At 64.2% G+C, this 22,269-nt stretch carries 24 protein-coding genes; 15 read left to right on the forward strand and 9 right to left on the reverse strand.

Annotated features, from left to right (window positions below; all coding sequences use genetic code 11):
• Window positions 1-110: 110 nt before the first annotated feature.
• The 3 genes from AC2FAN_RS00895 to AC2FAN_RS00905 form a co-directional block, all read right to left on the reverse strand.
• Window positions 111-617, reverse strand: coding sequence for a L,D-transpeptidase (locus tag AC2FAN_RS00895; RefSeq protein ID WP_485172377.1), 507 nt, complete (start codon window positions 615-617; stop codon window positions 111-113).
• A gap of 566 nt (window positions 618-1,183) precedes the next feature.
• Entirely contained in the window at window positions 1,184-1,429 is a 246-nt protein-coding gene (locus AC2FAN_RS00900; protein ID WP_265053285.1) for a hypothetical protein, read from the reverse strand.
• 927 nt (window positions 1,430-2,356) lie between these two features.
• Window positions 2,357-3,271 (reverse strand): LysR family transcriptional regulator, encoded by a 915-nt coding sequence (locus tag AC2FAN_RS00905; RefSeq protein ID WP_320109578.1) that lies wholly within the window; start codon window positions 3,269-3,271, stop codon window positions 2,357-2,359.
• Between the two features lie 106 nt (window positions 3,272-3,377).
• Between AC2FAN_RS00905 and AC2FAN_RS00910 the strand changes: the two genes are divergently transcribed.
• The 11 genes from AC2FAN_RS00910 (at window position 3,378) to AC2FAN_RS00960 (ending at window position 14,368) form a co-directional block, all read left to right on the forward strand.
• Window positions 3,378-3,752 (forward strand): Dabb family protein, encoded by a 375-nt coding sequence (locus AC2FAN_RS00910; RefSeq protein ID WP_485172378.1) that lies wholly within the window; start codon window positions 3,378-3,380, stop codon window positions 3,750-3,752.
• Between the two features lie 41 nt (window positions 3,753-3,793).
• Window positions 3,794-4,879 (forward strand): maleylacetate reductase, encoded by a 1,086-nt coding sequence (locus AC2FAN_RS00915; protein ID WP_485172379.1) that lies wholly within the window; start codon window positions 3,794-3,796, stop codon window positions 4,877-4,879.
• A gap of 3 nt (window positions 4,880-4,882) precedes the next feature.
• Complete coding sequence (locus AC2FAN_RS00920) at window positions 4,883-6,247, forward strand: amidohydrolase family protein (RefSeq protein WP_485172380.1); 1,365 nt, start codon at window positions 4,883-4,885, stop codon at window positions 6,245-6,247.
• A gap of 13 nt (window positions 6,248-6,260) precedes the next feature.
• Window positions 6,261-7,175: an NAD(P)-dependent oxidoreductase gene (locus AC2FAN_RS00925; RefSeq protein WP_485172381.1), complete on the forward strand. Its 915-nt coding sequence runs from the start codon at window positions 6,261-6,263 to the stop codon at window positions 7,173-7,175.
• On the forward strand, window positions 7,172-8,038 hold the full coding sequence (locus AC2FAN_RS00930) for an intradiol ring-cleavage dioxygenase (protein ID WP_485172382.1): 867 nt from the start codon (window positions 7,172-7,174) through the stop codon (window positions 8,036-8,038). Before AC2FAN_RS00925 ends, AC2FAN_RS00930 begins: the two co-directional genes overlap by 4 nt.
• An 83-nt stretch (window positions 8,039-8,121) precedes the next feature.
• Window positions 8,122-9,543, forward strand: coding sequence for an FAD-linked oxidase C-terminal domain-containing protein (locus tag AC2FAN_RS00935; protein ID WP_485172383.1), 1,422 nt, complete (start codon window positions 8,122-8,124; stop codon window positions 9,541-9,543).
• Between the two features lie 5 nt (window positions 9,544-9,548).
• A complete protein-coding gene (locus AC2FAN_RS00940) occupies window positions 9,549-11,096 on the forward strand; it encodes a sugar ABC transporter ATP-binding protein (protein ID WP_485173039.1) in 1,548 nt (515 codons plus the stop codon).
• Window positions 11,089-12,042 (forward strand): ABC transporter permease, encoded by a 954-nt coding sequence (locus AC2FAN_RS00945; RefSeq protein ID WP_476807489.1) that lies wholly within the window; start codon window positions 11,089-11,091, stop codon window positions 12,040-12,042. The genes AC2FAN_RS00940 and AC2FAN_RS00945 overlap by 8 nt, the downstream gene beginning before the upstream one ends.
• Complete coding sequence (locus AC2FAN_RS00950) at window positions 12,039-13,013, forward strand: ABC transporter permease (protein WP_265053276.1); 975 nt, start codon at window positions 12,039-12,041, stop codon at window positions 13,011-13,013. Before AC2FAN_RS00945 ends, AC2FAN_RS00950 begins: the two co-directional genes overlap by 4 nt.
• Window positions 13,014-13,048: 35 nt before the next feature.
• Complete coding sequence (locus tag AC2FAN_RS00955; RefSeq protein WP_485172384.1) at window positions 13,049-14,017, forward strand: sugar ABC transporter substrate-binding protein; 969 nt, start codon at window positions 13,049-13,051, stop codon at window positions 14,015-14,017.
• A 63-nt stretch (window positions 14,018-14,080) separates the two neighbouring features.
• A complete protein-coding gene (locus tag AC2FAN_RS00960; RefSeq protein WP_265053274.1) occupies window positions 14,081-14,368 on the forward strand; it encodes a YciI family protein in 288 nt (95 codons plus the stop codon).
• Window positions 14,369-14,740: 372 nt separating this feature from the next.
• Here AC2FAN_RS00960 and ssb read toward each other — a convergent pair whose 3' ends face one another.
• From ssb to AC2FAN_RS00975, 3 genes are all read right to left on the reverse strand, one after another.
• A complete protein-coding gene (ssb, locus tag AC2FAN_RS00965) occupies window positions 14,741-15,295 on the reverse strand; it encodes a single-stranded DNA-binding protein (protein WP_485172385.1) in 555 nt (184 codons plus the stop codon).
• 178 nt (window positions 15,296-15,473) lie between these two features.
• Window positions 15,474-16,385 (reverse strand): ABC transporter permease, encoded by a 912-nt coding sequence (locus AC2FAN_RS00970; RefSeq protein ID WP_485172386.1) that lies wholly within the window; start codon window positions 16,383-16,385, stop codon window positions 15,474-15,476.
• Window positions 16,340-17,332, reverse strand: coding sequence for an ABC transporter substrate-binding protein (locus AC2FAN_RS00975; RefSeq protein WP_485172387.1), 993 nt, complete (start codon window positions 17,330-17,332; stop codon window positions 16,340-16,342). The genes AC2FAN_RS00970 and AC2FAN_RS00975 overlap by 46 nt, the downstream gene beginning before the upstream one ends.
• Window positions 17,333-17,711: 379 nt before the next feature.
• Here AC2FAN_RS00975 and AC2FAN_RS00980 point away from each other — a divergent pair, with 379 nt between their 5' ends.
• The 3 genes from AC2FAN_RS00980 (at window position 17,712) to AC2FAN_RS00990 (ending at window position 19,521) form a co-directional block, all read left to right on the forward strand.
• Window positions 17,712-17,921: a hypothetical protein gene (locus tag AC2FAN_RS00980; RefSeq protein WP_485172388.1), complete on the forward strand. Its 210-nt coding sequence runs from the start codon at window positions 17,712-17,714 to the stop codon at window positions 17,919-17,921.
• Between the two features lie 196 nt (window positions 17,922-18,117).
• Window positions 18,118-18,618: a hypothetical protein gene (locus AC2FAN_RS00985; RefSeq protein WP_485172389.1), complete on the forward strand. Its 501-nt coding sequence runs from the start codon at window positions 18,118-18,120 to the stop codon at window positions 18,616-18,618.
• Between the two features lie 279 nt (window positions 18,619-18,897).
• Entirely contained in the window at window positions 18,898-19,521 is a 624-nt protein-coding gene (locus AC2FAN_RS00990; RefSeq protein WP_265053383.1) for a hypothetical protein, read from the forward strand.
• A 244-nt stretch (window positions 19,522-19,765) separates the two neighbouring features.
• On the opposite strand, the gene AC2FAN_RS00995 is transcribed toward AC2FAN_RS00990, so the two are convergent.
• Complete coding sequence (locus AC2FAN_RS00995; RefSeq protein ID WP_485172390.1) at window positions 19,766-20,677, reverse strand: aminoglycoside phosphotransferase family protein; 912 nt, start codon at window positions 20,675-20,677, stop codon at window positions 19,766-19,768.
• Window positions 20,677-20,922 (reverse strand): hypothetical protein, encoded by a 246-nt coding sequence (locus tag AC2FAN_RS01000; protein WP_485172391.1) that lies wholly within the window; start codon window positions 20,920-20,922, stop codon window positions 20,677-20,679. The genes AC2FAN_RS00995 and AC2FAN_RS01000 overlap by 1 nt, the downstream gene beginning before the upstream one ends.
• Before the next feature lie 615 nt (window positions 20,923-21,537).
• On the opposite strand from AC2FAN_RS01000, the gene AC2FAN_RS01005 reads away from it, so the two are divergent.
• Complete coding sequence (locus AC2FAN_RS01005) at window positions 21,538-21,903, forward strand: hypothetical protein (protein WP_265053264.1); 366 nt, start codon at window positions 21,538-21,540, stop codon at window positions 21,901-21,903.
• Between the two features lie 199 nt (window positions 21,904-22,102).
• Here the strand turns inward: AC2FAN_RS01005 and AC2FAN_RS01010 are convergent, their stop codons facing one another.
• Window positions 22,103-22,255 (reverse strand): hypothetical protein, encoded by a 153-nt coding sequence (locus AC2FAN_RS01010; RefSeq protein WP_485172392.1) that lies wholly within the window; start codon window positions 22,253-22,255, stop codon window positions 22,103-22,105.
• Between the last annotated feature and the right edge of the window lie 14 nt (window positions 22,256-22,269).

Genomic DNA, 22,269 nt, shown 5'->3' on the forward strand with positions numbered 1-22,269 from the left:
GCTGGCCGCCGGCCGCTCCTGCTTGATTCGCGACGGCATTGGCGATTCTACGGCCGACAGCCTTTCCTTCGATGTTGGCAAAATAGCCCGGCCGCAACCGGTTTGCCGTCCTACCGCAGCACAATAACCGGTGTCCCAACCGGAACTCGCTTGAAAAGATCGATTATATCGTCGTTTAGCATGCGAAAGCATCCATACGATGCGAAGGTTCCGACGGAATCGGGTCTATTCGTTCCATGAATAGCATATTGCCCTCCCCCTGACAGGGTCATCGCCCGGGCGCCCATGGGATTTCGCGGAGATCCTCCAGCAATCACGTCAGGGATGCTTGGATTGTCACGCTTTATTTCATCGGGCGGAGACCAAGCCGGCTCGACATACTTCGCTTCAATTCTAACAGCGCCTATCCATTGCTTCGTCGACCTCCCGACTGCCACGCGATATTGGATGGCCGTGCCGTCGTCCAAAACCAGATACAATCTCCTGTCTTTTGTCCTGATAACAATCGAGCCTGGCTCCTCATTGCCGGCATAGGAAACGACCTCTCGCGCGCTGACGACTGGTGATGCCAGGATTGCCGCCAAGATCGTCGACAAGAATATCCGCTGCTTCCACATACTACTCACCCTGACCGGTCGAACTCACTTGCGCACTCGAACTGCCAAGTGCAGCTCTATTGTCCTCGATTTCGCTTAGCATACTGGAGCGGCTGTTAACATTCCGGACGCAAGTCCTGCTGGACCATTCTCATCAGCCGAATTGCGTTTGAAGTGCGTGAGCCGAGATCAATACAGCATCATGGCCCAGCGGTCCCAGCGAAAAAGAGTGAGATGGGCGACGGTGCTCCGGGAAGAAGAAGCCTATTTCGGAGAATGCCGCGTTCTCCGCATTCAGGACCGCTATTCGAAATGTGCGATTGGCATCCGGGGAACAGCAAGGGTTACCGCCAGCCCTCAGCCCCTTGAGCTCGCAAGAATATTGCCGTCCAGCGCATGATACTCATCTGCGCGGAAGAACTGCGTAGCTTTCGCCCCATAGACCAGCAGCGAGCGCTGCTTCAACTCGGCAAGGGGCCTCGCGAAGGCCTGGAGGGAGAACGCGAATAGAGCCAGCAAGGCTATGTCACGCGTACTCCGCGGCGGCCAGGAACCGCGGCGCGCGGCCTAACGACCAGCTTTTTATCTCAGCGACGGCTGCTTGCAACCCGGCTCTGATGCGCACTGGAAAGGAATTGCATGAAAGCCGTAGGGATCTCAATGAAGCCGACAGCTTCCTGGCGGATGTCGAAATCCGCGATAGCCTCGATCAGCATCTCGAATTCCCACTCCCCGTCAGAGCCACTTGAGGACGAGATCAGCTGTGCAGCTCGCAGCACAGCAGCCTTCCGCTGTTCATAAGACGAGATCATCACGGCGTGGGCATTCGGCATGACACCACCTCATCGCTACGCAACTCACGTCTGCTATGCTAACGAATCAACCGCTGGAATACGAGTCGCCCATGACGGACTGCTCGCTAGCCGGCCCCGAACGCCTGAAATGAAGTAAGCTGACGCCCCTCGCTCAAAGACGTGGGCCTTCGCAGCGTGCCGGTTCTGCCCATTGGCGCGCTGCCCGAAAGCGGGGCCAGCTAGGCACCGAGCGAGGTCTATCGCCCTGTGGCGAGCAAAAGTTTGGCCTCGGAACGATGTCCATTGGCGAGGCAGTCAGACATTCTCGATAGACTGACGCGATCCGCTTTCTGGAAGGGCAAGTTCCGAGTGCGTGCTCGATTCTGCTCGCAATCGTGCCGGCCCGAAGGAGGCTCTCCCAATGGGATGCCCCGTTTCCGTCAGCCGCGTGCCCGAGCAGATTGCGCCAAGCTCGCCAGCAGTGCATGCGTTTCCCGATCGGCCCGAGGGCGGAAAGATAATCCGGATCGTCGATGAGGGCGTCTTCCGCCCGTACGATGCAGCGACGATACTGACGAGGCGGCTGGTATCCAACGGCGCATGAAAGGCAGCTTCGTTTAGATACAGCTGCCTAACCGCTGCGATGATTGCTGCGGCAATGGCGAGGTCCGCTTCGATGCATTCCTAGGTGTCGGCAACACGGATTTCGATGGCATGGCGGTCGAACCGTGGAAGAAGAAAAGCTGGACTCCCAATTCCTCTTCCAAGTGTTGCATATGGCGTGTGAGGGCGGGTTGGGCGATCTCAGCGCTTCGGAAATTTTGCGGAAGCTCCCGAGTTCGGCGATGCGGGTGAAACAGTCGAGTTGTCTCTGATTCACGCCGCCCCCGGCTGGCACGCGTCCGTATCGGCCGCCTCCCAGCCATCCGAGACGATCGTCTATAGCCAAGGCGCCGCGAAGGGCGGTCACGCCGTCCATATCTGGCTATTCGAGGTCGAGCGGACATGATTGACGAGGAATTCGTTGAACACCCGGATCTTGGCAGGCAGGTGGTCGCGGTTCTGATAAGCGATGTTCATCGTCAGCATCGGGAGCTGCCAGTCGAGCAGCACAGGCACCAGGCGCCTTGCCGCGATGTCCTCCTGCACGATGTAGAGCGGCTGGATGAGGATACCGAGGCCGGCGATGGCCGCCTGGCGGATCACCTGCCCGTCATTGCAGTCGAGGGCTGCGCTGATTCGGACGACCCGCTCCGTATCCCCCCTGGTCAGGCGTAGCGAAAACGGATCGGCGGCGAGGTTGTAAACCAGCATCTCGTGCTGAGCGAGGTCGGCGGGCGCCTTGGGCCAGCCGCGTTCTTGCAGATAGGCCGGGGAAGCCGCCAGCACGCGCCGCATCCGTCCCAGCCGACGCACGATGATGTTCGTATCGGGTTCATGCAGCCGCGTGCGGATGGCGACGTCGATCCCGGCCTCGATGAAATCGAGATAGCGGTTGGCGACGGCGATATGGATGCTGAGCTTGGGATAGAGCGAGCGGAAGGCCGGCAGCATCGGCGCCAGATAGATCGTCGCGAAAGAGAGCGAGCTGGTGACCCGCAGCACTCCCTGTGGCGCAAGCGTATGGGCGTTTACGGCGTCTTCGGCCTCGGCGAATTCACCAAGCAGTGCGCTGCTGCGCTGATAGAAGGCTTGGCCTGCCTCCGTCAGCCAAAGACGCCGCGTATTGCGTTCGACAAGCCGGGCGGCGAGACGCTCCTCCAGGGCGGCCAGGTGCCGGCTGGCGGCCGCGTTCGACATGCCGAGCGCTTCCGCCGCCCGTGAAAGGCTGCGCATCTCCGCCGTCTTTACGAAAACCTCGATCTGCGTGAGCCGATCCATATTTCCGCTTTCCGTAAAAGAGACTTCCTGGAAGTCGTCTTTATTTCCGCGTTCCGCAAGCCTTAATTGGTTGCAACAAGAACGACCCTGGGTCGAGGAAACACTCATGTCCGGTCCGATCCGCCACATCGTAATGTGGCGCTTGCGCGGTGACACTCCGCAGGAGCGCGCCGCGGCGCGCGCCAAGGTGAAGTCCGCCTTCGAGGGACTCCGGGGTCTGATCGACGGCCTCAGCCACATCGAGATCGGCGTCGATTTCAGCGATGTCGACTATGCCTGCGATGTCGTGCTGGTCAGCGAATTCACCGATCGCGCCGCGCTGGAAGCCTATGCCACCCATCCCGAGCACCTGCGGGTGCGGCAGGAGCTTGCCGATCTGAGGATCGCGCGCTTCCAGGTCGACTATCACACCGGCGAGGAGACGCCGGCCCTCGCCGGGAGCCAGCCGCACCATCGCCGCGAAGTCGTTGCCGGCGAGTGAGCTGGCAAGACCCGCCGCAATCCTGATCCAAGGAGAGGCCGATGATCGAGACCTTCACTTATGAGGCTCTCCCTTCGCGGGTCCGCTTCGGGCGCGGCACGATCAGCGACGTTGCGGCGGAAGTCGAGCGGCTTGGCCGGCGGGCTCTGGTGCTGACGACGCCGCAGCAGGTAGGCGCGGGCCAGCGCCTCGGCGCTCTGCTCGGCCCAGTCCTCGCGGGCTATTTCACCGAGGCAACCATGCACACCCCGGTCGAGGTGACCGAGCGGGCGCTCGTCACCCTGCGCGAAACCGGGGCCGATTGCGTCGTGGCGCTGGGTGGCGGCTCCACAACCGGCCTCGGCAAGGCTCTGGCACTGCGCACCGGAGTGGCGCAGGTCGTCATCCCGACGACCTATGCGGGTTCGGAAATGACGCCGATCCTCGGCCAGACGGAAGCCGGCCGGAAGACGACGATCCGCTCGCTCGACGTGCTGCCGGAAACGGTGATCTACGACGTCGATCTGACGGTCAGCCTGCCGCCGCTGCTCTCGGCAACCTCGGGCATCAACGCCATGGCCCATGCGGTCGAGGCGCTCTATGCGAGGGACCGCAATCCGATCATCTCCCTGATGGCGGAGGACGGCATCCGCACGCTGTCCTCGGCCCTGCCGATCCTCGTCCATGAGCCGGGGAACCTGGAGGCACGCACCAACGCACTCTACGGGGCTTGGCTCTGCGGCTGCTGCCTTGGCGCGGTCGGGATGGCGCTGCATCACAAGCTCTGCCACACGCTCGGCGGCAGCTTCGACCTGCCCCATGCCGAGACGCATACGGTCATCCTGCCGCATGCCGTCGCCTACAATGCCGCGGCCGCGCCGGAGGCGATGGCCGCGATCTGCCGGGCGCTCGGCGCACCCGACGCGGCGCAGGGCCTGTTCGATCTGGTGCGCGCGCTCGGCGTGCCGCTCTCGCTGGCCGAACTCGGCATGCCGGACAGTGGCATCGCGACGGCGGCGGATATCGCGGTCGAGAACCCCTACTGGAATCCGCGCCCGATCACGCGCGACGGCATTCGCGACCTGATCGCCCACGCCTACGCCGGCGAGCGGCCACGCGCCGCTATCGCCGAAGACGAGGCGGCTTGAGCCATGGCTCGCCGCATCCTCCTCTCGGGCGCCACCATCCTATCGATGGATCCGGCCGTGGGCGACCTGCCTCGCGGCGACATCCTCATCGCAAACGGTAAGATCGCCGCCATCGCGCCGCGCATCGAGGCCGGAGATGCCGAGCGTCTCGACGTGGCCGGGCGGATCGCCGTGCCGGGCTTCGTCAATGCCCATATGCATAGCTGGCAGACGGGCATGCGCGGGCTCGCGGCCGACTGGACGCTGCTCGAGTATTTCCGCTGGGTCCATGCCGGTCTCGCCACGCTGTTCAGGCCGGAGGACATCGGCATCGCGACCCTGATGGGCGCGCTCGGCCAGATCGATGCCGGCACCACGACGCTGGTCGACTGGTGCCACAACAACCCGACCCCTGCCCATACCGATGCCGCCGTCGAGGCGCTGGCCGAGAGCGGCATCCGCGCCGCCTTCTTTCACGGCTCGCCCAAGCCCGATCCGAACCCCGGCGAACCGCATTTCTCCGAGGTGCCGCATCCGCGCGCCGAAATCGAGCGCCTGCGGCGCGGCCGCTTCGCCAGCGATGACGGCTTGCTGACGCTCGGCCTCGCCATCCTCGGCCCGCACTATGCGACGCTGGAGGTAGCCCGCGCCGATTTCCGCCTCGCGCGCGAATTCGGCCTCGTCGCCTCGATGCATCAGGGCGGCGGCGACGCCAAGACGCCAGGCGGATGGGAAAAGCTGATCGCCGAGGAACTGGTTGGGCCGGGCATCAACATCGTGCACGGCAACGACTTGCCCGACGAGCTGCTCAGCCAACTGCTCGATCTCGGCGCGTCCTTCTCCGTGACCCCGGAGAACGAGATGACGCAAGGCCACGGTTTTCCGATCACCGGCCGGCTCCTCGCACGCGGCGGCGCACCATCGCTCGGCGTCGATCTCGAATCCGTTCTCGCCGGCGACATGATGGGCGTCGCCCGCATCGCGCTCGGCATGCAGCGTGCGCTCGACAACGCCGAAAGCCGCCGCCAGACCAGCGCCATTCCGCCGACCTCGACAATTCGCGTGCGGCAGGCGCTATCCTGGATCACCATCGAGGGCGCGAAGATGCTGGGCCTCGATCACCGCATCGGCTCGCTTGCGCCCGGCAAGCAGGCCGACATCACCCTGATCGACGCACGGGCGCTGCATCTGCAGCCGGTGCACGATCCCGCGGCCACCGTCATCATGCAGGCTGGGCGCGGCGACATCGAAGCCGTGATGATCGCAGGACGTTTTGCGAAACGGGACGGCCGGCTGCTAGCCGATGGACTGAACGAGAAGCTCGAACGCCTTGCTGCTTCCGGCACAAGAATCGTCGAGGAGCTTCGCCGCTCGCAGCGAGCAGCTTGAGGACAACAGTATGATGGACACACAAACCATCGGCTGGATCGGGCTCGGTAAGATGGGGCTGCCCATCGCCACCCGCCTCGCGGCAGCCGGACATGCCGTCGCAGGCTTTGATCGCGACCAGCAGCGCATCGCCGAGGCCTCGGGTGGCGGCGTCACGCTTGCCACGACGCTTGCCGACGCAGCCGGACGCGACATCGTCTTCACCTCACTGCCGGACGACAAGGTGCTCGCCGCCGTCACTCTCTCAGGCGGGCTCTTCGATGCCATGCGCAAGGGCGCGATCCTGGTTGAAACCTCGACCGTCAGTCCCGCTATCTCGGTCGAGGTCGCGCGGGCAGCCGCGCAGCGCGGCGTCGCCTATCTGCGTGCGCCGGTCTCCGGTAACGCCGCTATCGCCCATACCGGCAATCTGACCTGCTTCGTATCGGGACCGCGCGCGGCTTTCGACGCCTTCTTGCCGATCGCGCAGGACTTCACTCGCGCCCAGAAATATCTCGGCGAGGCTGAGGAGGCACGCTTCGCCAAGCTCGCCGTCAACCTGATGATCGCGGTTTCCGCCGCGATGATGGGTGAGAGCATCGTGCTTGCCCGCAAGGGCAATCTCGCGTGGCAGGATATTCTCGACGTGCTGACCAACAGCGCGGTCGGCTCGCCGATGGTGCATTACAAGGCCAAGAGCCTGGAGACGCGCGATTTCGCCCCAACCTTCTCATGCCGGCAGATGGCCAAGGATCTCGACCTGATCATCGGCGCGGGCCATGCCGCCGAGATGGCGCTGCCCCTGGCGACACTAACGCGCGAAACCTACGGCGCCCTGATCGGACGCGGCGAGGGCGAGGCCGATTTCATCTCGACCGTGCGCCTTGCCGAATGGCTCGCCGGGCTTGGCGAGCCCGGTCTCGACACCAACGCAGGGAGGCTCGGATGAGGAACTTCGACCAGAACAGTATCACCCAGGCGGTACTGGAGCGCGTCGCCGGCGCGCCGGATGCCCGCACCAAGCAGATCAGCGAAGCACTCGTCCGCCACCTGCACGATTTCATTCGCGAGGTCCGCCCAACGCAGGAGGAATGGGCCAAGGGCATCGCCTTCCTGACCGATACCGGCCAGATGTGCACCGGCACGCGGCAGGAGTTCATCCTGCTCTCCGACACGCTCGGCGTTTCGATGCTGGTCGACGCGATCAATCACGACCATCAAGGCGCCGTCACCGAGAGCACCGTGCTCGGCCCCTTCTATGTCGAGGGCCCGCCGGAAGCGGCGCTAGGCAGCGACATCTCCGGCGAGCTGCCGGGTGAGCCGATGTATGTCTCCGGCACTGTCGCCGCGGCGGATGGCAACCCGCTCGCGGGAGCAATCGTCGATGTCTGGCATTCCGACGAGGACGGCTATTACGATGTGCAGCATTCAGACGACGGGGTCGATCTCGTCGCCCGGGCGCGCTTCCGCACCGATGCGCAGGGCCGCTTCCACTTCTGGTCGATAAAGCCCGCCGCCTATCCGATCCCGCATGACGGCCCGGTCGGCAAGATGCTGGAGGCGCAAGGCCGCCATCCCTGGCGGCCGGCGCATGTCCATTTCATGATCGCGGCGCCGGGCCACGAGAAGCTCGTCACCCATGTCTTCGTCTCCGGCGACCAGTATCTCGATTCCGATGCCGTCTTCGGTGTGAAGGATTCGCTGATCAGCGAATTCACCGAGCAGCCGGCGGGCACCGCTCCGGACGGCCGGGCACTCGACCGACCGTGGTGCCGCCTGACCTACGACTTCCAGCTCAACCCCGCATTCTAGGCAGCCGCCTGCGCCACAGGGGAACGCCACCGACAATCGCATCCAGAGAGCCCGGTCAGCGGGCCAACGCGAAGGGAGAAACCATGTTGACCAGACCCTCATCCAACGAGGGAGCCGTGGAGACGGCGGTGGCGCGGCTGACCGAAACGCTCGGCCCGCGCGTCAGCCGAGCTCCCGGCGTCCTAGCCGATCACGGCCGCAGCGAAGCCTATCACGCGCCCTCGCCTCCCGATCTCGTGGTGTTTCCGGAATCCACGGAGGAGGTGCGCAGCATTGTGACGCTCTGCCACGAGCTGCGGCTGCCGATCGTGCCGTTCGGCGCGGGCACTTCGCTCGAGGGCAACGCCTCGGCGCCCCAAGGCGGCGTGTGCATCGACATGTCCCGCATGGACAAGGTTCTGTCGGCGAGCCCCGAGGACATGGATGTACGCGTCCAACCCGGCATTACCCGCAAGCAGCTCAATGCGCAGTTGCGCGACACCGGCCTTTTCTTCCCGATCGACCCCGGCGCCGACGCCTCGATCGGCGGCATGGCCTCGACGCGCGCCTCCGGCACGATGGCAGTGCGCTACGGCACCATGAAGGACAATGTGTTGGCGCTCGAGGCGGTGCTCGCCGATGGCCGCGTGATCCGCACGGCCCGGCGCGCCCGCAAATCTGCGGCCGGCTACGACATGACCCGTCTGCTCGTCGGCGCGGAAGGAACGCTCGGCGTCATCACCGAGGTGACGCTGAAGCTGCATCCGCAGCCGGAAGCGATCTCCTCGGCTGTCTGCGCCTTTCCCGATCTCAAAGCCGCAGTCGACACGGCGATCGCTGTCATCCAATCGGGCGTTCCGGTGGCGCGGATCGAGCTTCTCGACGCGGTGATGATGCGCGGCATGAACCTGCACGCAAAACTCGGCCTGCCGGAAGAGCCGCATCTCTTCTTTGAGTTCCACGGCTCGAAGAATTACGTCGCCGAGCAGGCCGAGGCGGCGCAGGCGCTGGCCGGCGAGTTCGGCGGGCAGGGTTTTGCCTGGGCGACCTCGCCGGAAGAGCGCAGCCGCCTCTGGCACGCCCGCGACAACACGCTCTATGCCGGGCTCGCCCTGCGGCCCGGCGCGCGCGCCCTGGTCACAGACGTCTGCGTGCCGATCTCGCGCCTGGCCGAATGTCTCGTCGCGACGGCCGCCGACATCGCGGAGAGCGGCCTCGTCGCCCCGGTCGTCGGCCATGTCGGCGACGGCAATTTCCATCTTCTCGTCCTGCACGACCCCGACAGTGCCGAGGACCTCGCGCGGGTGAAGGCGTTAAACGGGCGCCTCGTCAGGCGGGCGATCGCGCTGGACGGCACCTGCACCGGCGAGCACGGAATCGGCCTCGGCAAGATGGATTTCCTCGAGCTGGAACTGGGTGACGCCGTCGATGCGATGCGCCTCGTGAAGCAGGCGCTCGACCCGCTCGGGATCATGAACCCCGGCAAGATCTTCCGCTCCTCGCCGCGGATGGGAGGCGCAGCATGAACGCGATGACCGCGGCCAAGCCCCGCATCGAAGCGGAACTCCCGCCTCCCCGCGCGGCCGAGGGCAAGCCTCTCCTCGAGCTCAAGGGCATCTGCAAGAGCTTTCCCGGTGTGAAGGCGCTCGACGACGTTTCCTTCGCCGTCTGGCCGGGCGAGGTCCACATGCTGCTCGGCGAGAATGGCGCCGGCAAATCCTCGCTGATGAAGGTGCTGTGCGGCGCCTACCAGGCCGATGCCGGCACGTATTTCCACAAGGGCGAGACCGTCGAGATCCGCACTCCGGCGGATGCCCGCAAGCTCGGCATCGCCGTGATCTTCCAGGAATTCTCGCTCGTCCCATATCTCGACGTCGCGCAGAACATCTTCCTTGGCCGCGAATTTCCCTCGCGCATGCCCGGTCTCGTCGACCGCCGGCGGCTCTATCGCGAGGCGCAGGCCGTGCTCGACCTGATCGGGCTCGACGTCGATCCGAGGACCAAGGTCCACACGCTCGGCGTCGCGCAGCAGCAGATGGTCGAGATCGGGAAGGCGCTTTCGCAGAATGCGCGCATCCTCGTCATGGACGAGCCGACCGCCGCGCTCTCCGACCGCGAGACGGAACGTCTCTTTGCGGTGATGCGCCAGCTTCAGGCTAAAGGCGTCGCCATCGTCTACATCTCGCACCGCATGGCCGAAGTGTTCGCGCTCGGCGACCGCATCACCGTGCTGCGCGACGGCAAGCTCGCCGGCCGGGCGCAGCCGGGCGAGACCACGCCGGACGAGCTCGTGCGGATGATGGTCGGCCGCAATGTCGATATGAGCTATCCGCGCAACTTCGCGGAGAAACCGGGCGAGATCGCTCTGGAGGTCAGGGGCCTCAGCGCCAAGAACGGCATCCGCGACATCGATCTGACCGTGCGCGCCGGTGAGATCGTCGGGCTGTGCGGCCTCGTCGGCTCCGGCCGGACCGAGGTCGCGCGCGCCATCTTCGGCGCCGACGAGATCACGGCCGGCGAAGTGCGGGTCTTCGGCCAGGCCAAGCGCGGTGGACCGGACGTCTCCGCCTTCGCCGGTGTCGGCCTCATCCCGGAAAGCCGCAAGACGGAGGGGCTCGCACTGATCCGCACGGTCAGCGACAATCTCGCCGCCGCAGGCCTGCCGAAGCTGTTCCCGCACAAGCTGTTCTCGCCCGCTCGCGCCCGCCGCTCGGCCGAGGAGCTGATCAAGCGGCTGCGTATCGCGACGCCCTCGCCCAGCCAGAGCGTCGGGGTGCTCTCCGGCGGCAATCAGCAGAAGGTGGTCATCGGCAAATGGCTCGCGGCCGACACGCGGCTGTTCATCTTCGACGAGCCGACGCGGGGCATCGATGTCGGCGCCAAGTCCGAGATCTTCGCGCTGATCGACCAACTCGTCGCGGATGGTGCGGCAGTACTGATGATCTCTTCCGAGCAGGCCGAGATCGTCCATGTCTGCGACCGGGCCTATGTCATGCGCGGCAAGCGCATCGTCGGGGAACTCTCCCGCTCCGAACTCTCCGAAGAGAACATCGTCAGAATGGGGATGCACGATGAGTGATCAGGCCGTCTCCTCTCCGTCCCCGCGCGTCCCGGCAGTGCCGGGCGTGGCGGTCGCACTCGCCGGACTTTCGCTGTTCTTCGCCGTGGCGAGCCCTGGCTTCCTCAGCGCCGGAAACCTCTCCAACGTGCTGGTGCAGTCGGTCATCCTGCTGCTGCTGGCCCTGCCGATGACGCTGATCATCATGACCGAGGGGCTCGACCTCTCGATGGGTGCGGTGTTGACGCTGGCCTCGCTGGTGCTGGCGCTGATCGTGGTCTCGACGCAATCGCTCGTGCTGGCACTGCTGGGCGCACTCGGCGTCGGGCTCGTCTTCGGGCTCGTCAATGGTTGGCTGATTGCGGGCTTGTCGATCCCGCCCTTCGTCGCCACGCTCGGCACGCTGGGCGCCGCACAGGGGCTCGCCCTCGTCGTCAGCGACGGCCAGAGCGTCGTCGGCATCCCGCGCTTCGTGCGGCTGATCTATTCCGGCACCACGTTCGGCATCCCGACCCCGATCCTGATCGGTGCGGGCTTCTACGCCCTCTTCCACATCCTGCTCTACCATACCCGCTTCGGCACCTATGTCTGCGCGCTCGGCGGCAATCGCGATGCGCTGACGCTCGCCGGAGTGGCCTGGAAGCGCCTGCTCGTAGCCGTCTACATGCTCGGCGGCGCAATGGCGGGGGTCGCGGCCCTGCTGATGACCGCGCGCATCAATGCCGGCCACCCGACAGCTGCTATCGGCATGGAGTTCGACGCCATCGCCGCCGTGGCGCTCGGCGGCACCTCCTTCGACAAGGGCAATGGCTGGCTCTTCGGCACGCTGCTCGGCGTGCTGACGGTCGGCGTGCTGCGCAACGGCCTCAACCTGATGGCCGTGCCCTCCTCCGTCCAGGTCGCCTGCATCGGCGCCCTCGTCATCGCCGCCCTTCTCATCGACAGCCTGCGGAGCCCCCGGTCATGAGCATCGCCAGCGACGCCTCCGCCCGTCCGTCCGGCTTCCATGTCTCTCGTGAGGTGCAACAGCTTGTCTACCGGCTGCTGGCGGTCGCGCTGTTGTGCGCTGCATTGAGCTTCGCGACGGAGGCCTTCCTCACCGCCAACAACATCCTCAACGTGCTCCGGCAGGCGAGCCTGTTGTTCTTCCTGGCCTCCGGGCTGACGCTGGTGATCCTGACGGGCGGTCTCGATCTCTCGGTCGGCGCCAATATCGGCCTCTCCGCCTGCTTTGCCGCGACGGTGATCAAGGCGACCGGCTCGCCCGCGCTCGGCACGCTGGCGGGGCTCGCCACCGGACTCGCCATCGGCATCTGCAACGGGCTGATGGTGGCGAAGCTGCGCATCCCGTCCTTCATCGCCACCTACGGCATGCTCTGGGTGTTGCACGGCATCACCTATTACTACATGGCCGGCGAGACCATTCACGGCTTCCCACCCGGCTTCCGCCAGATCGGCTCCGGCTATTTCCTCGGCGTGCCGATCCCGGTCTATCTGATGGTGGTCTTCCTGCTGGCGGGCACGATCTTCGCCCAGCGCACGATCTGGGGGCAGCAGATCTACGCGATCGGCGCCAACCCGGTCGCCGCGCGCCTCACCGGAATCCCGGTCGATCGCCGCCTGATCCTGGTCTACGCCTTTTCCGGCGCCATGGCCGGCGTGGCTTCGATCGTCTTCCTCGCCCGGCTGAACTCGGCCGAGGGCGACATCGGCGAGGCCATGACTCTGCCGGCGATCGCCGCCGCGCTGATCGGCGGCGCTTCGCTGTTCGGAGGCGTCGGCAGCGTGTTCGGCACCTTCATCGGCGCGCTCATCCTGACGCTGGTGCTGAACGGCATGAACCTGCTCGCCGTCAACGCCAACTGGCAGCCCCTGGTTACCGGGCTGATCGTCATCCTTGCCGTCTGGCTCGACATGCAAGGCCGCCGCCGCGCGTAAAAAACCAACCAAGAGAAACCCAAGGGAGGGAACCCATGTCCAAGTCGAAAATTCTCGTTGCAGCACTGCCCGCCATCCTGATGTCGACCGCGGCGCTCGCCGCCGGCGAAACCATCGCGGTCTTCACCAAGAACCAGACCAACCCCTATTTCCAGACTGTGCGGGTGGGCGCCGAGGCCGCGGCGAAATCGCTCGGCGCCAAGGTGGTGCACTACATCCCGACCAAGCCGGACTCGATCCCCGAGCAACTCAGCCAGGTCGAGGATGTGATCGTCAAGAAGCCGAGCGCCATCGTCTTCGTGCCGGTCGACTACAAGGCGATGGTGCCCGGCGTCGAGCAGATCAACGATGCCAAGATCCCGATCGTCAACGTCACCGACCGCAGCGCCGGCGGCAAGTTCCTCGCCTTCGTCGGTGCTGACGACTACAGCCTCGGCCTCGAAACCGGGCGCTACCTGCTGAAGGCGATGGGCGGAAAGGGCAATGTCGTCATCCTCGAAGGCGTCAAGGGCTCGCTGACCAATATCGACCGGGTGCGCGGCTTCAACGACGCGATCAAGGAGACGAAGGACGTCAAGCTGCTCGCCAGCCAGCCGGCCAACTACCAGCGCCTGCAGGGCCTGCAGGTGATGGAGAACCTGATGCAGTCCCATCCGCAGATCGACGGGGTGCTCGCCGCCAACGATGCGATGGCGATCGGCGCGATCGAGGCTCTCGACGGAGCCAACCGCAAGGCCAAGGTCGTCGGCATCAACGGCACGCAGGAGGCAGTCGACGCGATCAAATCCGGCAAGCTGCTGGCATCGGGCGACTATAACGGCTTCCTGCAGGGCTGCATCGGGACCATGGTCGCGATCCGGGCCTTGCGGAAGGAAGCCACCGTGACGGAAGTGGTGCTGAAGCCGACCGTGGTGAACGCCTCGAACTACCAGCCCTATGACGCGCCGCTGGAATCGCGAGCCTGCCCGAGCTGGAGCGATGCCGCCGCCATGGCCAGCAAATAGATCGGAACCTCACTCACCGCGGCGGCCGGCACGTCATCCGGCCGCCGATAGGAGCCTCGCCGCATGCTGTTCGTGATCCACGCCCTCGACAAACCCGGCGCGCTCGACGCCCGTCTCGCCAACTACGATGCGCACAAGGCGTTTCTCTCCGATACCGCCGCACTGAACGTGAAAATCGTGATGTCCGGACCACTGGTCGCCGACGACGGTTCGACCATGATCGGCAGTCTCTTTGTGGTGGAAGCCGCGGATCGCGAAGCGGTGGAACGCTTCAATGCAGCAGATCCGTTTCATAGCGCAGGCATCTGGGATCGCGTCTCGATCACCGGCTTCATCAGGCGCCAGGGCTAAGCTCGAAATCGGCCGGGGTCGTGTCCCGGTTGATGGAGGCGCGCCATGATTGACCAGACCGACCGAGCTCAACCGGAATTCGACTGAGGATAAGGCTGTGTCTGTACGCTATTATGCGGCCCATCCAGGAGCGACGCGGTTCAGGGCGCGCCGCTCCGCCTATGCATAATTCCTAAACGGCGGGGCAAAATGAAACGATACCGCCGCCAGAGAATTTCGACCAGCGAACGGATTTGCCGAGATTCTGACGGAATCCAAAGCGCCGCACTAACGAAACGCGAAGCTGCTGGCGGCAGTCCACTTGTCAACGAATAAGGCGCTGCAAAAACAGCGCCTTATTGCCAATGCTTTACAGATTACGGCAGGCGTTCGCTAGAACGGGATGTCGTCGTCGAGATGGCTCGACGAGGAGCGCCCGCCGCCACCGCCGCCGCCCGACATGGCCGGCTGGCGCGCGGCGCCGCCACTGCTACCGCCGCCCATCGCGCTGGAGCGGCCGAAGGAGCTGCCGCCCGAACGCTCTTCCCCGTAGCCGCTCGCGCCGGCGCCCTCGCTGTACTCCTCGGAGCCGCCCTGGCGGCTGTCGAGGATGGTGAGCTCGCCGCGGAAGCGCTGCAGCACGATCTCGGTGGTGTATTTCTCGACGCCGGACTGGTCCTGCCATTTCCGGGTCTGGAGCTGGCCCTCGATGTAAACCTTGGAGCCCTTCTTCAGGTACTGCTCGGCCACCTTCGCCAAATTCTCGTTGAAGATCACGACCGAGTGCCACTCGGTGCGCTCCTTGCGCTCGCCGCTCTGCTTGTCGCGCCAGGTCTCGGAGGTGGCGATGCGCAGATTGACGACGGGTTCGCCGCTGCCGAGGCGGCGCACTTCGGGGTCCCGCCCCAAATTGCCGACGATGATGACCTTGTTGACGCTGCCAGCCATGAGAGGCTCCATTTCCTGCGCACTAAACACACAACCGGCCGAATGACCGGGAGCCGAACCCTATCGACCCACAAATCCATTATCAACGATGTTCCTGTTTTGTTCAAGGTCTCAAGGCGAGGTTTTCCCCCGCTGATTCGGGTGACGCCCGGTTGATCGAAAAGCGGACGGATTCCGATCACGGCCGCTCTGTCTCCGATGGGGGCGGCGCACCGAGGACGGCCTGCGCCATCCTGTCCAACAGCACCGCAAGCAGCACGATGGCGAGCCCGCCGATGAAGCCGAGGCCGGGATCGGCCCGCTGCAGACCGAGCAGGACGATCTCGCCGAGCCCCTTGGCGCCGATCATCGAGGCAACGACGACCATCGCCAGCGCCATCATGATCGCCTGGTTCAGTCCCTGCAGGATGGTGGGCCGGGCGAGCGGAAGCTCGACCAGCCAGAACGCCTGCCGTGGCCGCAAGCCCAGTGCGCGCGAGGCTTCGACGACCCCGGCATCGACACCGCGCAGGCCGAGTTCCGTCAGCCTTGCGAAAGGCGGCAGGGCATAGATCAGCGTCGCCACCAGAGCCGGCGCCCGGCCGAGCCCGAGCACCATCGCCACCGGGATCAGATAGACGAAGCTCGGGATCGTCTGCATCAGGTCGTAGAGCGGCGTGAGCGCACGGCCGAGACGCGGCAGCCGCGCCGCCGCCACGCCGAGCGGCAATCCGAGCAGAACCACGAACAGCACGGCGACGACGACCAAAGCGAGCGACTGCATCGCCTCGTTCCAGACACCCAGCCCGGACAGCGCCGCAGGCAGCGCGGCCATCGCGAGCACGAAGCCGATGCGCCTGCTGGCCAGCCAGGCGCCCGCCGCGACGACGAGGATGAAAGCCGGCACCGGGACGAGCAAAAGGCCCGTCTCGACCCATCGGACAGGCGCGGTCAACCAGGCGCCGAGGCCGTCGAGCCTGTCGCCATAGCCGGTGACGACGGCGTCCACGGCGCGATTGACGAAGCTCTGCAGCGCCTTGCCGAATTCCGGGACGAAACCGGCCGTCACAGGCTGGAAGCGACCTTCGTGGCGATGTCCCCCGGCAGCCATTTGCGCCAGATGTCCGGCTGCGTCTTCAGGAAGACGAGCGCCTGCTGCTCGGGAGTGACGCCCTTCTCGCGGGCTTCGGCCAGCATCTTCGAGGTCATGTCGCTGGTCGTGCCGTAGCTCTTGAAGAAAGTGGCGAGCTGCGGCGCCTTCTTGGCGAGGTCGATATTGGCGCCGATGACGACCTTGCTGGTCGGATAGGCCGTGGCGCGCTTGGGGTTGTCGCTCGCCTTGAGCTCGGCCCAGACGGCCGGATCGAAGGGTGCCTCCTCGAGCTTGACGAGATCATAGGCGCCCAGCAGCCAGCTCGGCCCCCAATAATAGAACAGGACCGGCCGCTTGCGCTTCAGCGAGGCCTCGATGGCGGCGACCAGCGCCTCGCTCGAACCGCCGCGCGTATTGCTGAAGTCCTCTGCCAGCCCGTAGACCGCGAGCTTCTTGGTGTTGATGCCCTCGCAGACCCAGCCGGCGACGCAGTTGTAGAAACGGCCCTTCCCCGGCTCCTCCGGATCGGCGAACAGCGCCTTGTAGCGCTTGAGGTCTTCGACCGTTTTGAGATCGGGAGCCTTGGCATCGGGCCCGGACACCAGATAGCGCGGCACGAACCAGCCTTCGCTTGCGTCCGGGAATGCCGTGCCGAGCGGCTCGACCTTGCCGGCCTCGGCAGCCTTCACCCAGGCCTCGACCGGGTTCGCCATCCAGATTTCCATGACGATGTCGACATCGCCGCGCGCGACGCCGTTGACCAGCGGAGCGATGGCCCCGGGAATGCGCTCGACCTTGCAGCCGAAGCCGCGCTCGGCGATCGCGCTTGCGACGGCGGTGTGGAAGGCAGCGGAATCATAGTCGAGCCCCGCCATCTTCAACGACCTGTCGAGTTCGCAGGCCATGGCCGGGGCGCTGAGCGCAAGACCGAGGGCAAGAGAGGCGATTCCAAGAAGGGGTTTCATCGTCATCGCTCCCCGATCAAAATTGTGACAAAGGCCGTGGGCAGGATCGTTGGCACGACCCGCTCTGTAACGCCGGACCGGGCCGATTGATCCATGCAGCGGCCTCTCGTTCGGGGAGCATCGCTCAATCAGCGCGGCGAGGCCACATCCAGTCCTGCCAGAGTCCGTCAGGACCGAAACACGAGATGCATCTGCCGAGAACAAGCGCGGGAGCCGTGGGATGGGTCGACAGGCATTGAGCCCCTCGTGCCTTCCCTGTCTCGATCGGAGTAGCGACCGTTTTGATGTCACTGGCACGACCGGTTGCAGGATCATCGCAAGAAGCCGTGACTTCGCCCTAGCTTCGCGGCAGGATCGGCTCTCGAAAGAGGGCCTCCGAATGAAGATGCTTTTCGTGGCCGCGTGCGGTCTTCTGCTAACGGGATGCGCTGCCGTCGGCAGCTTGTCCGAGCCCACGCGCATTGATCCGATGCAAAGCGATGGACAGAGCTATGTGCAGGGACCGGCAGGGAGCTACGAGCCGCCGCCTGCCGAAGAGCGACTGACGACCTCGTGCAAGATGAAGGGCAAAGGCGTGCAGTGCTTCTGAGCGAACTGACCGCGTTCGTTCTGGCGACAAGGAGCGTTCCCGGCGCTCCATGACAGGATGAGGAACCGCGGCCTCCGCAATCGCCCGGGCGGTACTGCCGTATCTCGCATGTCGACCCGTTCCGGACTTTTCGGTCATCCCGCCATGATCGTGTAATTGCATGCGCAAAGGACGTTCCGGGGGTGGAAAGCTGGTGATGAAGCGCTCGACGTATCGTGCAATCGCTATATTGCTCTGCTCGATTATGGCGGCGCTATCGCTCTATTTCGTTTCCAGATTGAATTGGATCGCTCTCCCCCTTGGCCTAGCCGCCGCGTTGACAGCCTTCATGATCGGCCGGGCATCAGCCTGGGCGGCCGGTCTTATATTTTTGCTCGCTTTGATCGGATACTGGTCACCCTTGCCGTATTATATCGATCTGGCAGCGTCGCGAGTTTTGCCCTTGGAAGAAGCCAAAATGGTCGGTGGTGGCGCGCTGCGAGGCAATTATCTATTGAATAGCGGCTTCCTAAGTGCGTCGTCGCGATTGATTGTTATTGAAGGCGATGTTCCCGCGCTCGATGATCTCCAGCGGCGGCCGGCATTTTATCTCCCCGAGCTGACTAGAGGCGCCTGTCGAAACAAAATAATTCGGCTTACCAATCAGGCGTCGGTTGTTGATACACGCTGCAATGACGCTGACGTTCCTGACAAGTAGCCGCGCCCGGGATGACCGCTCCCGACCCCTTGCGGACACTCGGGACGTCTGCTTTGCGGCCGTTCGGCGCAGCCATCGTTCTGGGCGCCACAACGAGGCTGGTGACGCCGGCTCCGATGAGGGACTGACGCTTTCCTTCACACGGCAGGAGGCTCAGGTTCGGCGATAGCCCATTTTTTGGGGAGCGGTTTGCCGCAGGCATGGCTGCTCTTGCATGAACCGATTTGGACATGGCCGCGACAACACCGCAGGGGGTTCGAACGCGGAGGTGGCCGTCAGATGACTCTGAAGCAACAGGTTGTTCGCATATTGCGCGGTCCTACGGCGACCCGCATCCGTTTCACCTTTCCCTCCGGGGGCAGGACCATCGCGATTTCGCCCGGCACGTTTCACTACGTCGCGCGGGCGCTGGAGAACGGCCGAGCAAGGGTGTCACCCCCGGCGGCGATGGTTCCCGGAGCGGCCGCCCAATATACCGGCTTCAGCGGCGGTGCCGTGCCGGCGAACACGATGGAGGTGCCGCGCATTCTCGGTCGCATCGAGGAGGGCCATATCCTGCACGAGTCCCTTCATTGCGCTTATGATCTGCTCGGCACCAACATCGCCGCCGCCGATGACGAGGCATCGTGTTATGTCGTCTCCGCCCTGGCGTTCCTGATGACCGGTGTGCGCCCGCCTCGCTGGAGCAACGAACCCTTCGTCTCCGCCGGTCGGGTGGCGAGAGGTCTGCTTGCCCGATATCAGCGCGGGGATCGAGGCGCGCATCCCGTCGACCCGACAAACTGGCAGGTCTTGCGCGCCGTCTTGATGACGCACCCTCTCTACATGTTCCCGTGGAGTGGCACCAACAACTGGACGCTCGGCCCGGTACCTACCGGCGGCAGCTACACCCACGACGGCTGACCGACCGTCCACTGCATTTGCTTCTACGGGCGTCGGAGGCTGTCATACCTCCCCCGCGTCTGCGTTCGCTCGATGGAGCATGAAGAAGAGATCGACAGAGTTCCATCCCGCGGCGCCGGTGACGTTGCGCAGGATCGGCCGTCCCCAAGTCGTGAGTTCGATCCAACATCGACCTGGATCGCTACGGCGACCTTGCACGCGATGGCAGTAAATGTTCGGTGTCCGCTTCCGGCCGTTGCGGAAGCTACGCCCCGGATAACTGGCGGTGGTCCGCGATAACCTCCGCCACGACCTTCCGAGCTTTTTCTATCGCCAACGCATCTCCATCAGGGCCTGCGACAGTGATGAGAGCTTTCCACAGCGCCCATCCTCGAGCACGTCTCCAAGTGTCGTCATCAAATGGAAGTTCACCACGGAACACGCTGCGGCTATTGCCGGAAAATTCCGTCCACGCCATCACCAAATCGCAGGCAGGGTCGCCTACCGCCGAGCTTCCGAAATCAATCACGGCGTCAAGATCTCCGCATTGCACCAGCAGATTGCCCGGAGCTATATCGCCATGAACCCATAGCGGCTGGCGACGCCATTCCGATGAGAGCGCCGCTGCCCATACTTCGGCAGCAGAGGCGGTATCTATCCTTCCGGCCAGCGCAGACAGGGCGGCCCGGGTTTCGGTGTCATAAACAGCAAGACGCCCGCCACGATGAAAATTGTGGCTCCCCGGCGCGGGCCCGTCGGTCGCATCGATACGGTGCAGCGCAGCCAGAAACGAGGCCAGTGACCGGGCAAAAGCAGGTAGATCAGCGATACTCCCTGTCGTTGCCGGCCGCCCCTCAAGCCATCGATATATCGACCAAGGCCAAGGATAACCTTCGGCCGGCGCCCCCATTGCCAACGGACACGGGACCGGGAGGGGCAAGTGCGGTGCGAGCCTTGGCAGCCAGCGATGCTCCTTTTCGACCTGCGCCACATAGGGTTCTGCGCTCGGCAAGCGAACGGACAGGTCCCGACCAAGCCGAAAGGTTCGATTATCCCAGCCGCCTGGTTGGACGGCATCCAATGGCAAGGCGGCGTACTGCGGAAACTGCACTTCGAGCAGCCGTCTGACCAGTTCGACGTTGATGGCCACGGGCAGTTTGGCAGGCTCCTTCGCCATCAATCGTCATCCCGGACCGGGCGCCATAGGTCCTCGGGAATGCGCTTGCCGGTCACTTGTTCGTCAGCGAGGCGGTCAGCTTGAAACTTGGCCTCGATCCGCGCGATATCGAGGAAATATGACAGCGTCCGGAAGCTCCGGGCATCGGCCTCCGCCTCTAGCGCAGCGATGCGCTCAAGCAGGTCATCCACGCGGCGCAGGGGAGCGCGCGGGGCACCTGACCACGAGCGAACGATGTCGGCCATGCGCCCCTCCATGCTTTGGTCAGCCTATGCGGCTACGGCGGGGATGCACAACGGAGCTGCGAACGAACTTCCGTTTTCGACCCTTTGCCGAAATTCCATCGCCGCGTAACAACCGCCGCAATATGTAGCGTTGCGAAAGTTTATTTTGGCTTTATCATATAGTATAAAGCAAAATGCAGGGCGCATGCGGCAAAGAATACCGCCACAACGCCAATCCAAGGCTTGATTTCTATAAACACAAAAACCAGCAAGTATGTGGATATAAATATAAAAAGCATATCAATGATGTAGATTAGCGCCATATCAAGTTGCTCTCCGATTAAAATACCTCATCGTGCGCCAGATAGGTTAAAGGCGCCTTCTTACTCTTCCAAGCGTCATTCCGTCCGCTTCCGACCCAACCCGGACGTCCCCGGATTGTGGGTTCACGGCCTAAAACAATCCTTAGGATCACGTTTAGGCTCCGGGGGGTGTCGGCGCGCGGCTGCGGACTCGGTGATGAAACCTCATTGGTAGCAGTGTGTCGATCGGCGCCGACGCTCCCTTTTCATCAGTTATGAACCGCTTCTGGGTAGCGTATCGCCACAAATTGGGTTGATGCCCTCTGGAGCCGATATGGTCCTGACGCACCGCCAGTTGATCGGAGCGACCGTGTTTTCGGTCATTCTCGCAATTCCGTTCGTGACGTTTGTGTCGTCGATGGTGGTCTTCCCTATACTCGTCTTCGGGGCAATCGGTATCGTCGCGAATTTCGCGCCGCCTCTGCTCCTGTTAGCCGCCTGCTTCAATCGGCTAGGTCTCTCGCTGGGCACCGGGCGCATGCTCGAGCTCTGGCAGTTCTCAGCGATCATTTGGATCGGCTGCGCCTTCGGCCTCGCGCGCTGGGGCGATGTCGCGAGCACAATGGGCGGCCGCAACATCCCTTATCTCAAAGTGCTGTTTGCGCCGTATCTCTATCTGCTCGGACAGCCGATCTCCTGATGACGGGGGGCACTGCTAAAGCGGCGACCGCGCCGCTACTTGGCATTTGATCTGCCGCGTCGTGGTTCGCGGCGGCGGGCGTAACGCTGCGGTGAAACCCATTGCCTTGAGATGGATGCGGGTCAGGCGCCTGCTTCCACCCGTTGCGGGCCATTATCGCCAAGGTCGCCTGCATATTCTTCGCCGGACGGGCGCGCTGCTATAAGAAGAGGATTGCCGCGATCCAAAGCGTAACGGCGGCGGTCCCCACAATGCCAACGCCTCGTACTAACCAGTTCGCGCTGAAAGCAGCGATGAGAAGCGGCGATGCGAGGACGGCGGTAAAGAACGAGTAGGCCAGCTTGTCTTCCATGTGCGCCTTCCTGA

It is taken from the genome of Allobosea sp. RIT-PG3_2 (assembly GCF_057321085.1).